Raw genomic sequence first — 13,737 nt, 5'->3', positions numbered from 1 at the left:
GGCAACCGGCCCTTTTCATTCGATCGTCGACGCGCCCTGCCGGGCGCGCGCCATCACACGTCGAACTTCACACCCTGCGCCAGCGGCAGCTGACGGCTGTAGTTGATCGTATTCGTCGCACGGCGCATATACGCCTTCCACGCATCCGAACCCGACTCGCGGCCGCCGCCCGTTTCCTTCTCGCCGCCGAACGCGCCACCGATCTCCGCGCCGCTCGTGCCGATGTTCACGTTGACGATCCCGCAATCGCTGCCCGCTGCCGACATGAACTGCTCGGCCTCGCGCATGTCGTTCGTGAAGATCGCCGACGACAGACCTTGCGGCACGGCATTGTGCACGTCGATCGCGTCTTCGAAATTGTCGTAGATCATCACGTACAGGATCGGCGCGAACGTCTCGCGCTCGACCACCGACGATTGCTTCGGCATCCGCACGATTGCCGGACGCACGTAGTACGCATCCGCATGACCGACGTCGACGCGCTCGCCGCCCTTCACCTCGCCGCCCTGCTCGCGCGCATCGGCCAGTGCCTTCTGCATCGCGTCGAACGACGCGCGGTCGACCAGCGGGCCGACGAGCGTGCCTTCCTCGAGCGGGCTGCCGACCTTCACCGACGCATACGCCTTCTCGATGCGCGGCAGCAGTTGATCGGCAATGCTGCGATGGACGATCAGGCGGCGCAGCGTCGTGCAGCGCTGGCCGGCCGTGCCGACCGCCGCGAACGTGACGGCGCGCACCACGAGGTCGAGATCGGCGCTCGGCGCGACGATCATCCCGTTGTTGCCGCCGAGCTCGAGGATGCCGCGCGCGAGACGCTGGCTCAGCACCTTCGCGACTTCCGTGCCCATCCGCACGCTGCCGGTCGCGCTGACGACCGGCACCTTCTTCGACGACGTCAGCACTTCACCGACATCGCGCATGCCGAGCACCAGCTGGCTCAATTCCGCCGGCGCGACGCCCGGATGCGTCTTCTCGAATTCGCGGATCGCCTTCTGGAGCAGCACGTGGCACGCGATCGCGGTGAGCGGCGTCTTCTCCGACGGCTTCCACACGACCGAATCGCCGCAGACGAACGCGAGCGCCGCATTCCACGCCCACACCGCGACCGGGAAGTTGAACGCCGAGATCACGCCGCACACGCCGATCGGGTGCCACGTTTCCATCATCCGGTGGCCCGGGCGCTCGGACGCGATCGTCAGGCCGTAAAGCTGACGCGACAGGCCGACCGCGAAATCGCAGATGTCGATCATTTCCTGCACTTCGCCGAGCCCTTCCGACGTGATCTTGCCGGCTTCGAGCGTGACGAGGCGGCCCAGCTCGGCCTTGTGCTCGCGCAGCACGTTGCCGAACACGCGCACCAGCTCGCCGCGCACCGGCGCCGGCACCGTGCGCCACTTGAGGAATGCGTCGTGTGCGGCGTCGATCTTGCGCTCGGCGTCAGCGGGCGAGTCGACCGCCAGCGTCGCGAGCGTCGCGCCATCGAGCGGCGAACGCGCGGTCAGCGCATTGCCTTTCCACTGGGCGAGATCGATATCGAGCGCGGCAAGAATGTCGTTGAATTGCATCACTTCCTCTTCAGGGACAGATTGATCGGTGCGGCGGCGACGCCGCCCGCGTGATTCGATTGGAGCGCGTTCACGCGCCCTGTGCAAGCGGATGCGCTGCTCGGCAGGCCCGGTGCGCCGCGTGGCGCATCGCGCTGCGCCGCCGCCGGAAACCCCGGCCGGACGGCACGCCCCCGCCTCGCAAGGCACGATCCATGAGACACATTGTCGGTGGCCACAAGTCGGGCCGCTATTGATATTAACTCACGACTTCATTCCCAAAACGCAACACCCGGGCAGGAAACACGGGGCCGTTTCAGCCCGCATATGGGACGTGTCCAAAGCCCGAGACCGGGCCATCCGGACGCATCTCGGCGCGCCGCAACTTGATGACAAAGCTGCATCACCCTGTGCGGAAATATCGTTTGCAGCCCATCCGGCGGACACACACAATCGGGACGACGTCGAGGTGCGCCGCACTCGGCGCATCGACGGCCGCCGACGGCGGCCGGCCGACAGACGAAAACGACGCGCGTCGCGGCCGGTTGCACCGGATCATTCCCGCGACGCACCGCCGCCGCCCGGCGGCGGCCGGCGACGCGTCGTGCTTCGCAGCCAAAAAACAATCCCGGAGACAGCGCCCAGCACCCGCCATGCATTCAGATGCCCGCCCCGATTCGCCCCGTCCGTCCGGCTCGCCGCCCGCGAAGCCGTCCCTCCACCGCAGCCTGCAGGCGCGCCATCTGCGCATGATCGCGATCGGCGGCTCGATCGGCACCGGCCTGTTCGTCGCGTCCGGCGCGTCGATCTCGCAGGCCGGCCCCGGCGGCGCGATGCTCGCGTACATGATGATCGGCCTGATGGTCTATTTCCTGATGACGAGCCTCGGCGAAATGGCCGCGTTCATGCCGGTGTCGGGCTCGTTCGCGACCTACGGCTCGAAGTTCGTCGACGAAGGCTTCGGCTTCGCGCTCGGCTGGAACTACTGGTACAGCTGGGCCGTGACGCTCGCGGTGGAACTCGTCGCCGCGCAGCTCGTGATGCACTACTGGTTCCCGAACGTGCTGGGCGTCTGGTGGAGCGCGATCTTCCTCGCGCTGATCTTCGCGCTCAACGCACTGTCGGTGCGCGGCTTCGGCGAGGCCGAATACTGGTTCGCGCTGATCAAGGTGCTGACGGTGCTCACGTTCGTCGGCGTCGGCCTGCTGATGATCTTCGGGATCATGCAGGGCGGCCCGAGCGCCGGCTGGGGCAACTTCACGATCGGCGACGCACCGTTCGCCGGCGGCTGGGCGACGATGCTCGGCGTCGCGATGATCGCGGGCTTCTCGTTCCAGGGCACCGAAATGATCGGCGTCGCGGCCGGCGAATCGGAGAATCCGCGCACGACGATCCCGCGTGCGGTCAGCCAGATCTTCTGGCGCATCCTGCTGTTCTACGTGCTCGCGATCTTCGTGATCGGCGTGCTGATTCCGTACACCGACCCGAGCCTGCTGAAGAGCGACGTGACCGACATCGGCGTGAGTCCGTTCACGCTGGTGTTCCGCCACGCGGGCCTCGCATTCGCGGCCGGCGTGATGAACGCGGTGATCCTGACCGCCGTGCTGTCGGCCGGCAACTCGGGCATGTACGCGTCGACGCGGATGCTCTACAACCTCGCCGTCGAAGGCCGCGCGCCGAAGCTGTTCGCAAAACTGTCGCCGGGCGGCGTGCCGCGCAATGCGCTGTACGCGACGACGGCGATCGGCGGGCTGTGCTTCCTCACGTCGCTGTATGGCGACAAGACGGTGTACCTGTGGCTGCTGAACACGTCGGGCATGGCCGGCTTCATCACGTGGCTCGGCATCGCGGTCAGTCATTACCGGTTCCGCAAGGGTTTCCTGAAGCAGGGCTACCGGCTCGACCAGTTGCCGTACCGGTCGAAGTGGTTCCCGTTCGGCCCGCTGTTCGCGTTCGCGCTGTGCGCGATCGTCGCGCTCGGCCAGGACTACCATGCGTTCCTCGCCGACAGGATCGACTGGACCGGTATCGCCGCGACCTACATCGGCCTGCCGTTCTTCCTCGTGATCTGGCTCGGCTACGCGCTGGTGCGCAAATGCCGCCTCGTCCGCTACGAGGACATGGAGATCGCGCCGTGGATCGAGCGCAACGCGACGCCAGACGCCACGGAGAAGGCCGACGCCGGTTATCCGGCCTATGTCGCCCGTCCGGCCAACCCGACGCCGGGCGCATAACGCCCGGTAACGCGCCGGCCGGCGCACTGAAAACCCCATTCGACGCGGCGCGCGCGTTCAGGCAAGATCGACGCGCGCCGTCCGTTTTCCCGCCGTTACGAGTCACCGAGACGCATGCAGAATTTCTACGAAGCCACCGTTACCCGCCAGCCCTACCCGCAATTGACCGGCACGATCGACACGCGGGTCTGCATCGTCGGCGGCGGCCTCGCCGGCCTGTGCACGGCGCTCGGTCTCGTCGAGCGCGGCGTGACGGACGTCGTCGTGCTCGACAGCGAGCGGGTCGGCTTCGGCGCATCGGGCCGCAACGGCGGCTTCGTGTTCGGCGGCTACAGCCTCGACAACGCGGATCTGCTGCGCACGCTCGGCCGCGACGAAGGGCGTCGCCTGTACCGGCTCACCGTCGACGCGGTCGACCTGATCCGCACGCGCATCGCGCGCTACGGGATCGATTGCGACATCGTCGACGAGGGCGTGATGCTCGCGAACTGGTTCGACGATCCGTCGCGGCTCGACGGCGTACGCACGCTGATGAAGCAGGAATTCAACGTCGACTGGGAACCGGTCGCAACCGACGCGCTGCGCGCGCGGCTCAAGACGCAGCGCTACCACGGCGGGCTGTTCGAGCCGAACGCGTTCCACTTCCATCCGCTCAAGTACGTGCTAGGCGTCGCGGCGGCCGCATCGCGCGGCGGTGCACGCGTGTACGAACGCTCGGCCGCGCTCGGCATCGCGCGCGAAGGCGCCGGCTACGTCGTACGCACGGCGCAGGGCACGGTGCGCGCAAAGGACGTCGTGTTCGCCGGCGGCGGCTATGCGCGCGGCGTGTCGCCGCGCATCGAACGCGCGGTGCTGCCGATCGCGACCTACGTGATCGCGACCGAACCGCTCGGCACGCGGTTGCCGCACGCGATCGACGCGCCATACGCGATCTACGACACGCGCTTCGCATTCGACTACTACCGCCCGCTGAAGGACACGCGGATCCTGTGGGGCGGCCGGATCTCGGTGCTCGACCGCGGCCCCGACGCGATCGCACGCCTGCTGCGTCGCGACCTGCTGCGCGTATATCCGCAGCTCGACGGCGTGAAGGTCGACTACGCGTGGGGCGGGCTGATGAGCTACGCTCGGCACAAGATGCCGCAGATCGGCCGCGACGCGGACGGCGTGTGGCACGCGATCGCGTTCGGCGGCCACGGGATGGCGCCGACCACCGTCGCCGGCGAAGCGCTCGCCGCCGCGCTGGCCGGCGAGCAGCCCGTGCCGGAAGGCTTCGCCGCGTTCGGGCTCACGCGCACGTTCGGGCTCGCGGGCCTCGCCGCCGCGCAACTCACATACACCGCGTACCAGGCCCGCGACGCGCTCGCATCGTGCCGTCGCTGAACGGCGGCGGCGGTCGAAACGGCATGGCCGAGCGGGCCGGCGGTTAGAGCGGCAGGTCGGCCGGACGGGGATTTTCCGCATGCTAGAATGATTTCTTCATGCCGCCGCGAACCCACAACAAAGTCACATGAAAGCTGGAAGCAAAGCCGCCACGTCCGAAAGCCGCGCGCTTGCGTCCGACGCGCGGCGCAAATACGATCCCGAGCAAACCAGGCGCAACATCCTCGACGTCGCCACGCAGGAATTTTCCGCGATGGGCCTCTCCGGTGCGCGCGTCGACGCGATCGCCGAGCGCACGAACACGACGAAGCGGATGCTCTATTACTACTTCGAAAGCAAGGAAGGCCTGTACGAGGCCGTGCTGGAGAAGGTGTACGGCGACATCCGCGCGCTCGAGCAGGAACTGCACGTCGGCGACATGGAGCCGCGCGAAGGCATGCGCCGGCTCGTCGAATTCACGTTCGACTATCACGACAAGCATCGCGACTTCGTCCGCCTCGTGTCGATCGAGAACATCCACGGCGCGAAGTATCTCGAACAGCTGAAGTCGTTCAAGAACCGCAACGTCAGCATCATCAAGACGCTCGAGGAACTGCTCGAGCGCGGCGCGGCGAGCGGCGCGTTCCGCAAGGACATCGACGCGTTCGACCTGCACCTGCTGATCAGCTCGTTCTGCTTCCACCGCGTGTCGAACCGCTACACGTTCGGCGCCGCGTTCGGCCGCGATCCGTCGGCGCCGCGGTTGCGTGCACGGCATCGCGAGACGATCGCCGACTCCGTGCTGCGCTACGTCGCCGCGTAGGCACGCCGCGCGATTCCGCCCGAAGGCCGCCCGGCGAGCGATGCACTCGCCGGACGGCCCCTCTCTCGAACGACACCACCACGCGTGCAACCGGCATGAGCCGGGAGCATGTCGCACTTCCGGCCGCTTCCGGCCGCTGCAGGCCACTCCGGGTCGAGCGCACGGGTCAGTCCGTCGGTGCCGTCGCCGCCAGCGCGATCCGCGCCTTCTCTTCCACGCTTCCCGCCAAGTAGTACTTCTTCGCCCAGCTCGAATCCGGCGCCAGCGCGAGCTGCCGCTGCGTGCCTGCGCCGCGCCGCTTCGTCTCGATCGACAGCGCCCGCGCCCGCGCACGATAGTGCTCGTAGCGCGGCAGGAATTCCGCGAGATAGATCGCCGCGATGCGTGCGTCGCGAAACTCGAGCAGGTTCTCGTCGTTGTACTGCTCGGAGTTGCGGCTCATGTTCGCCGAGCCCGTACAGACGATCGGGTTCGCGCCTTCCGCGTCGAGTACCTGCAAGTGCTCCGGCGTGGCGACGACCGGAAGGACGTCATGGCGAAACGACGCATCGCGATCCTGCGGATCGATGCGCGCATCCCGCCACTTGACGTCCTCGTCTGCGCTAAAGGCGGAGGATTCCCACACCTGGCGATGCACGTCAGCATCGGAGAATGTTCACGGCAGCGTTGGTATCTCGATCATGCTCGACACCACATTCACTACAGGCCCACTCTCTTGTTCGCAGTCCCGCGATACCTTTCGGTCGCGTCGTGCTGTCTTTCGACCCGCACGCCGAACAGGACTGGGTAGAACCGCTTTCGTCGACTTCCTCGAGCGTGGCCCCGTGCGCGATCGCCTTGTAGCGGAGCTTGTTTCGGAAGGACGACCAGGATGCGTCGTAGAGGCTTTTCGCCAGTCAGTCGCACACGAGCAGCTCGATGCCGCGGGCGGTCAGCGCGCGGCGCACGGCCTTGTCCGGCATGCGCTCGGTGACCAGATAGCGCGCGGCCGACGCGCCGTTGATCCGCACCGGCGTCACGCGGCCGAACTTCGAATGGTCGGCGACGATGATCGCCGTGCCGGCCGCCGCGATCATCCGGCTGCGCACTTCGGCGGCGAGCCGCGAATAGTCGGTGCAATCGCCGTCGGCCGTGATGCCGCCCGCGCCGACGAATGCGAAGTCGACATGGTATTGCGCGAGCTGCTGGATCGTATCGAGTCCGAACGTGGCGTCTTCGTCGTCGGACAGTTCGCCGCCGAGCAGCGTCACGCGATTGCCGTTGCGCCGCGCGAGCACGAACGCGGTGCGCCAGTCGTTCGTGTAGATCGACAGCCGGTGGCGGTCGGCGAGCGCGAGCGCGACCGCATGCGGCGTGCTGCCCGAGTCGATCAGCACCGATGCGTCGTCGGGCACGAATTCGGCCGCGCGCCGCCCGATCGTGCGCTTCGCTTCGGCGTTCGCCGCTTCGCGCTCGGACAGGCTCGGCTCGCGGCGGTCCGCCGCCAGCGCGCCGCCGTGCGTCATCACGAGCAGGCCGCGCGCCGCGAGCGCGTTCAGGTCGCGCCGTACCGTCTCGCGCGACACGTCGAGCGAACGCACGAGTTCGGCGACCGACAGCGCGCCCGACCGTCCAAGCTCCGACAGGATGTATTGATGACGTTGTTCCGCCAGCATCGCAATGCGCCTGGGGCGACTGGTAATGAGTAAGCCGACCATTGTATTACGCCCGTTTGACTGTCATTTGACGGCGGCGCGACAACGACCGGGTTCCGCGAAAGTGAAATTCTGTATTGCCTGAGGTGCGCGAATCGGTGCGGCAAGCGATTGCTACACTCTGCGTTTCGCCGAACGACAGACCATTAAGGAACTCGCGCCATGTATCGCAAAGGCAGTGTGCTCGAAATCCAGTTTTCGCCCGAACGACTCAACGACGGCGCCGGCGATCCGTACTGGATCGACCTGACGCTCGACGAGGCACGTCGGCTGTACGAACAGCTCGCGGCGCGCTTCGCGACCGATGCCCGCGCGAACCAGCCGCTCGACACGTTCTCGCTCGACTGATCTCCCCTCCGTTTCGCGCGTGCGTGCGCGCGCTTCCGTTGCGGCCGGTTCACCCGGCCCGGCTCTGGTCCCGGCCGTTCGATAACGAACGGCCCGCGTACCGCCACGCCGCGCGCCGACGCGACACATCTGCGTCCGCCGCGCGCGGCACATACCCCCTCCACGATCGCCTTCGCCACCGTTCCGCACGGCACGGCGTGCAAGCAAGTGAGCGAGTGCAGAATTCGACAAGACGGCAAGCCGGCTTCGCCCGATACTGACCGGCTTCACGATTCGTCCGGCCGCGTCGCGGCCCGCCCCGCATGCTTACCTCGCTCGTCGCCGCGGCCTTCGTCGCGCTGTGGTCCAACGGCTTCATCGTCGCCCGGGCCATCAAGCCCTATGCCGACCCGAACCTGTTCCTGCTCGCGCGCTTCGCGGGCACGGCCGTGCTGTTCGGCGCGGTGGCGTTCGTCGCGCGCGCGCCGTGGCCGGCTCGCCGCGAATGGCCGCGTCACCTGATCGCGGGCGCGCTGCTGCAGGGCATTTATCTCGGCGCCAGCTACTGGGCCGTCGCGCAAGGGTTGAACGCCGGCGTGATGGCGCTGCTCGGCGCGCTGCAGCCACTCGCCACCGCCGTGCTCGCGGTGCCGCTGTTCAACGAGCGCCTGCCCGCGCGCGGCTGGCTCGGGATGGCGCTCGGGCTCGCCGGCGTCGCGCTCGTGCTCGCGCCGAAAGTCGCGGGCGGCGTCGCGCCGCCGCCGGGCGCAGCGCCGGCGTGGTTCGTCGTGACCGTGTCGGTGCTGTCGGTCGGCTCGATCACCGCGGGGTCGCTGTACCAGAAAGGCAAGCTCGCACAGAACGACCTGCGCACGGCCGTCGCCGTGCAGAACCTCGGCGCGGCGATCGTCGCGGCGATTTTCGTCGCGCTGCTGCACGAAACGCGCTGGATCGGCGCGCCCGCGCTGTGGATGTCGCTCGTATGGGGCATCGTGTTTCTGTCCGGCGGCGCGGTCACGATGCTGATGTGGATGCTGCGCCGCGGCAACGCGGCACGCGCGACGTCGTTGCTGTTTCTCGCGCCGCCGCTCGCCGCGCTGCAGGGTTACCTGCTGTTCGGCGAAACGCTCGCGACCATTCAGCTCGCCGGCTTCGCGCTCGCACTGGTGGGCGTCGTGCTCGCACGGCGCTGACGCGGGCAGGAGCGCCAGCCGCATCGGCCGCGCATGCATCGGAACGACGCATCCGGACGCCCGCTCCGGTGCGCCTCGGCGCGGGCTGCACCATCACGATGCAGCGCGTCTCGCCGATGCAACGCGCGGCGGCCCGATCGCACGCCCGGCGCGGCGCCGGGCCACGATTGCGCTTATGATGGGCGCCTCGCATTTCGTTCCGGAACCACCCCCATGACATCCGCCGATTACGCCAGCCGCCAACGCGCGATCATTGCCGAACTGAACGTCGCCCCGCACTTCGACGTCGATGCCGAAATCGCCCGGCGCGTCGATTTCCTCACGCAGTACCTCCGTTCGACGGGCCTGCGGACCTACGTGCTCGGCATCAGCGGCGGCGTCGATTCGTCGACGGCCGGGCGGCTCGCGCAGTTGTCGGTCGAACGGCTGCGCGCCGACGGCTACGACGCGCGCTTCATCGCGATGCGTCTGCCGAACGGCGTGCAGAACGACGAAGCCGATGCGCAGCGCGCGCTCGATTTCGTGCGCGCGGACGAGACACTGACGGTCGACGTGAAGCCCGCCGCGGACGCAATGCTCGCGTCGCTGGCCGCGTCCGGCCACGCATTCGAAACACCCGCACAGCAGGACTTCGTGCACGGCAACATCAAGGCGCGCGAGCGCATGATCGCGCAATACGCGGTCGCCGGTGCGCGGCGCGGCATCGTGATCGGCACCGACCACGCGGCCGAATCGCTGATGGGTTTCTTCACGAAATTCGGCGATGGCGGCGCAGACATTCTGCCGCTCGCCGGCCTGAACAAGCGCCGCGTACGTGCGCTCGCCCGTGCGCTCGGCGGCGAGGAATCGATCGTGATGAAGGTGCCGACAGCCGACCTCGAGGAACTGCGCCCGCTGCACCCCGACGAGCACGCATACGGCGTGACTTACGACGAGATCGACGATTTCCTCGAAGGCAAGCCCGTCAGCGACCACGTCTACGAAACGGTGCTGCGTTTCCACGAAGGCTCGCGCCACAAGCGCGCGCTGCCGTACACGCTGTTCGACTGGCCGGCCGCGCAACCCGGCCACTGCGGCTGATCGACGGCACCGATCACACGCGCCGCGCGAACAGCACCGTAGCGGTTGCGCGCGGCACGTGCCCGACGGGCAGCGCTACGCGGGCCCGCCCGTCTTCTTCGCCTGCAGTGCGCGGATCCGCATCCGCGCGCCCGTGTCGCTGACCGTCGCGTCGTACATCGTCGCGAGATCGCGCTTGAGCGCGGTCCGCGAACCGCCGTCGAGATACACCATGTGCCCCGACGGATAGAAGCGCGCGGACAGGTTCTGCCGCACCTTCTGATCCTCGAGCGGCATCTGCTGCAGGTCGATCACGGTCTGGTAGAACGGCGTGACGAAATCGTAGAAGCCGTTCGCCGACAGCACCTTCAGGTCGATGTTCAGCGCCATCACCGCGGCAAGATCGCCCGCCGTGTAGAGAATCACGTTCCCCTTCGCATCGATGCCCTGCTGCGCGCCGGTCGGGTCGATGTGGCTGAAATCCCAGTTCTGGAATGCCTGGTCGTTCAGGTCCGTGAACGCGGAGTTCGACGTGAACTTCAGTTGCTCGTTCAGGTAGCTGTTCCACATCGCCGTGTAGACGCCCGTCACCGCCGTCATCGTCGGGTCGTTGCCGCCCGAGTTCGGATCGATCTTGCCGGCGATGCCCGACGAAATTCCGGTCACGCGGCCGTCGTACGAGCCGAGCGCCAGCCCCTGGGCATGCAGCAGCGTCGTCAGGAACAGCGAATTGCCGCGCGCATCGTAGCCGGCGATGTCGAGCCCCCACGTCTGCAGCGTCGCCGTGTCGATGCCGGTGTACTCCGACAGTTTTTGCACGACGGCCGGGTCGGCATGCGGCACGTTGCGCAACGCGTTCAGGTAGTCGGTGCGCGCGAACTGCGCGACTTCCTCCACGAACGCGCCGAGATCCGTCGGCGCCGGCTTGACGCCGAGTTTCTGGTGATACCACGCGTCGGCCGCCGCGGTCGGCAGCGCGCCGACCGGATTGCCGGCCTGCCGGTAGTCGAGGATCGACGACTGCAGCGTAACGCCGTTCAGGTCGACGCCGTCCTCGTGCAGCTTGTAGGCGAGCACGCAGCTGCGCGCCGTGCCGTACGACTCGCCAAACAGGTATTTCGGCGAATTCCAGCGGTTGTTCTTGGTCAGGTAGCGCTTGATGAACTGCTTCAGCGAATCCGCATCCTGGTCGACGCCCCAGAAATTGCGGTTCTTGTTCGGCGCGACGGCCGCCGAATAGCCGGTGCCAACCGGGTTGATGAAGACCAAGTCGCTGTGGTCGATCATGCTGTCGGGGTTGTCTTCCATCTGATACGGCGCGGGCGGCGTGAACCCCGGCATCGACGTCTTGATACGTTTCGGCGCGAACGAGCCGAGCAGCACGAACACGGACGACGAACCGGGGCCGCCGTTGTAGAAGAACGTCACAGGCCGGGTTTCTTCCTTCGCGCCGTCGGCCGTGAACGCGACGTAGAAGAGCTTCGCGGCCGGTTGCGAACTGCTCGGGTCGACGGTCACGAGATGGCCGGCCGTCGCCGTATAGGCAATACGCTTCCCGCCGATCAGGATCGTGTGGTGCGTGATCGCGGCCGCTTCGGTCGTGTCGGTCACCGAGTCGTCGGGGCCGTTGCCGTATGCAACGGGATCGAAGAACGGCTGGTCGCGGCCTTGGCTCAGCGCGACCGGACTGACGGCCGCCGGCACGCCATGCGAATTGAGGTCGCCGTGATGCAGCGGATACACGCCGCCGGAAGATGCGGAATCGATGCCCATCGTGCTGCTCCTGGAGGTGAAAAAAGACGCGGGCAGGACACCCGCGTCACAAGGAAACGCATGTGCCGGCGCGTCAGCTCGACGGCTTGCGCGCGAGGACCGCGGCGAGCTTCGCGCCGTCCGGGCTGCCGAGGCCCGTGCACGCATCCCAGCCGGCCGCGGCCGCATATGTGCCGTTCGAGCCTTTCGTGATGTCGCGCAGCGCGCCCGGATTCTTGTACAGCACCGGATTGACCCAGCCGACCGAGGCGCCGGCCGCCGCGTTGATCCGCGCGATCAGCGCGGCCCACAGCGGCGCGACCGCGCTCGTGCCGCCCATCACCGCGGGCGTGCCGGCAACCGACACCTCGTAGCCCGTTTGCGGCGATGCATCGCCGGCGACGTCCGGCACGCCGCGCTTGGCCAGCGGCGTGCTGCTGCCGTCGGCGCGCGTCACGGTCAGCCCCTGCTGCCACGTCGGCAGGTCGAACATCGTGCTGACGCCGCCGCCGCCCGCACCGCCGCCGGCCGCGTCGTCGTTCCACGTGACCTCGCTGCGGATGCCCTGCCCCGGCAACGCATCGAGCTGCGTGCCGCCGCAGCCGAGCACGTACGGGCTCGAAGCGGGAAAGTCGACGTGATCGGCGCCGTCCTGCAGCCCGTCGCCCGAGCCGCTGTCGCCCGACGCCGCGCAGGGGATCACGGTGTGCGCGGCGGCCGCCTGCAGCACGCGGTCGAACGCCTGCGCCGACTGCGCCTGCCAGATCGCTTCCGGCCCGCCCCAGCTGATCGAGATCACCGAAGGCTGGTTGGCCTTGTCGTTGACGGCCGCGTTCACGGCCTGGATGAAGCCCGCGTCGCTGTTCGACGCGAAGTAGATCGCAATCTTCGCGGCCGGCGCGATCGCCCCGGCGATCTCGATGTCGAGCGCGACTTCGCCGTCCGGGCCGTTCGGATCGCCGCTCGGCGCATTGCGGCCGGTACCGACGTTCACGTCGACGAGCGTCGGCGGCGTGTTGATCCCGAGCCCGCGGAAGTATTGCTGGATATCGGCCGCGCGATAGCCGCCGCCGAGTTCGACGATCGCGATGCACTGCCCCGCGCCGTCACCGGCCGGGAAACCGTACAGCGAAGCGAGCTGAACCGGCGTGAACGTGACGCCCGCGGCACCGCGTGCGGGCTTGAACGGCGGACGCAGCCGGAAGTGGGGCCGCGCCTGCGGACGGCTGTCGAGACCGAGCACGGCCGTGACCGCATCGCCGATATCGTCGGGCAACACGATCGGGCCCGAGCGGCCGCGATACTGACCGATCGAGCGATGCTCGAAACGCTCGAGCTTCACGCTGAATGCGGCTTCGAATTGCTGGATCGTGCCGGACAGCACGACGACGCTTTCGACCGGATCGACACGATCGACCGTGAGTTGATGACGGCGTGCGAAGTCCTCGGTCTTGCGAATGTCGTCGGGACTCGCGGAGAAACGCTGCGCGAATGCGTCGCGCGACACCGGTTTTGCACGGGCGTCACCGGTAGCCAGCTGGTGAACCAATGCATCGAGTTGCCCTTCTTCCTGCCGCCGCAACATGATCGTGACGTGGATGCGTTCCGCCGGATCGCACTGGCCGAGACACTTGGACTCGGCGACGATCCGGGGTTCACGGTCGGCTTGAAGATGCCTTGCCATGTTCAGACCCTCCTTGGTACCGCGTTGCACGGAACAACCAGGAAATCGGACAGGGCCGGCGGAAG

General features: G+C 67.7%; 10 protein-coding genes and 2 pseudogenes. 6 read left to right on the top strand and 6 right to left on the bottom strand.

Annotated elements, in window-relative coordinates:
- Positions 1–53: 53 nt before the first annotated feature.
- A complete protein-coding gene (amaB, locus tag J7024_RS24215) occupies positions 54–1,565 on the bottom strand; it encodes an L-piperidine-6-carboxylate dehydrogenase (RefSeq protein ID WP_124829532.1) in 1,512 nt (503 codons plus the stop codon).
- Between the two features lie 632 nt (positions 1,566–2,197).
- On the opposite strand from amaB, the gene J7024_RS24210 reads away from it, so the two are divergent.
- The 3 genes from J7024_RS24210 to J7024_RS24200 all read left to right on the top strand — a co-directional run bounded on the left by J7024_RS24210 (position 2,198) and on the right by J7024_RS24200 (position 5,963).
- On the top strand, positions 2,198–3,778 hold the full coding sequence (locus J7024_RS24210; RefSeq protein WP_175770533.1) for an amino acid permease: 1,581 nt from the start codon (positions 2,198–2,200) through the stop codon (positions 3,776–3,778).
- A 114-nt stretch (positions 3,779–3,892) separates the two neighbouring features.
- Complete coding sequence (locus J7024_RS24205; RefSeq protein WP_175770532.1) at positions 3,893–5,161, top strand: NAD(P)/FAD-dependent oxidoreductase; 1,269 nt, start codon at positions 3,893–3,895, stop codon at positions 5,159–5,161.
- 127 nt (positions 5,162–5,288) lie between these two features.
- On the top strand, positions 5,289–5,963 hold the full coding sequence (locus J7024_RS24200) for a TetR family transcriptional regulator (protein ID WP_124829535.1): 675 nt from the start codon (positions 5,289–5,291) through the stop codon (positions 5,961–5,963).
- Between the two features lie 166 nt (positions 5,964–6,129).
- On the opposite strand, the pseudogene J7024_RS24195 reads toward J7024_RS24200, so the two are convergent.
- From J7024_RS24195 to J7024_RS24185, 3 genes and pseudogenes are all read right to left on the bottom strand, one after another.
- Positions 6,130–6,486 (bottom strand): annotated as a pseudogene (locus tag J7024_RS24195) (phospholipase D-like domain-containing protein); the annotation flags it as partial.
- 115 nt (positions 6,487–6,601) lie between these two features.
- A pseudogene (locus J7024_RS24190) lies at positions 6,602–6,859 on the bottom strand (zinc ribbon domain-containing protein); the annotation flags it as partial.
- Positions 6,860–7,618: a DeoR/GlpR family DNA-binding transcription regulator gene (locus tag J7024_RS24185; RefSeq protein WP_124829536.1), complete on the bottom strand. Its 759-nt coding sequence runs from the start codon at positions 7,616–7,618 to the stop codon at positions 6,860–6,862.
- Between the two features lie 201 nt (positions 7,619–7,819).
- On the opposite strand from J7024_RS24185, the gene J7024_RS24180 reads away from it, so the two are divergent.
- The 3 genes from J7024_RS24180 (at position 7,820) to nadE (ending at position 10,257) form a co-directional block, all read left to right on the top strand.
- On the top strand, positions 7,820–8,005 hold the full coding sequence (locus J7024_RS24180) for a hypothetical protein (RefSeq protein WP_006752380.1): 186 nt from the start codon (positions 7,820–7,822) through the stop codon (positions 8,003–8,005).
- A gap of 302 nt (positions 8,006–8,307) precedes the next feature.
- A complete protein-coding gene (locus J7024_RS24175) occupies positions 8,308–9,177 on the top strand; it encodes a DMT family transporter (RefSeq protein WP_234745546.1) in 870 nt (289 codons plus the stop codon).
- Between the two features lie 213 nt (positions 9,178–9,390).
- Positions 9,391–10,257, top strand: coding sequence for an ammonia-dependent NAD(+) synthetase (gene nadE, locus J7024_RS24170; protein ID WP_124829538.1), 867 nt, complete (start codon positions 9,391–9,393; stop codon positions 10,255–10,257).
- Between the two features lie 75 nt (positions 10,258–10,332).
- On the opposite strand, the gene J7024_RS24165 is transcribed toward nadE, so the two are convergent.
- Together J7024_RS24165 and J7024_RS24160 are read right to left on the bottom strand one after the other, a co-directional pair.
- The gene (locus J7024_RS24165; RefSeq protein ID WP_124829539.1) at positions 10,333–12,009 is read right to left on the bottom strand and encodes a S10 family peptidase; all 1,677 of its coding nucleotides are present in this window, start codon (positions 12,007–12,009) and stop codon (positions 10,333–10,335) included.
- Positions 12,010–12,082: 73 nt separating this feature from the next.
- Positions 12,083–13,672 carry a S53 family peptidase gene (locus tag J7024_RS24160; protein ID WP_234745545.1) on the bottom strand — a complete coding sequence of 530 codons (1,590 nt, stop codon included), beginning with the start codon at positions 13,670–13,672 and terminating at the stop codon, positions 12,083–12,085.
- Between the last annotated feature and the right edge of the window lie 65 nt (positions 13,673–13,737).

Source organism: Burkholderia sp. WTPI3, assembly GCF_021483755.1.
Lineage (GTDB): Bacteria > Pseudomonadota > Gammaproteobacteria > Burkholderiales > Burkholderiaceae > Burkholderia.
Note: the sequence above shows the minus strand (reverse complement) of the source record. Positions and strands in the feature narration are given on the sequence as shown.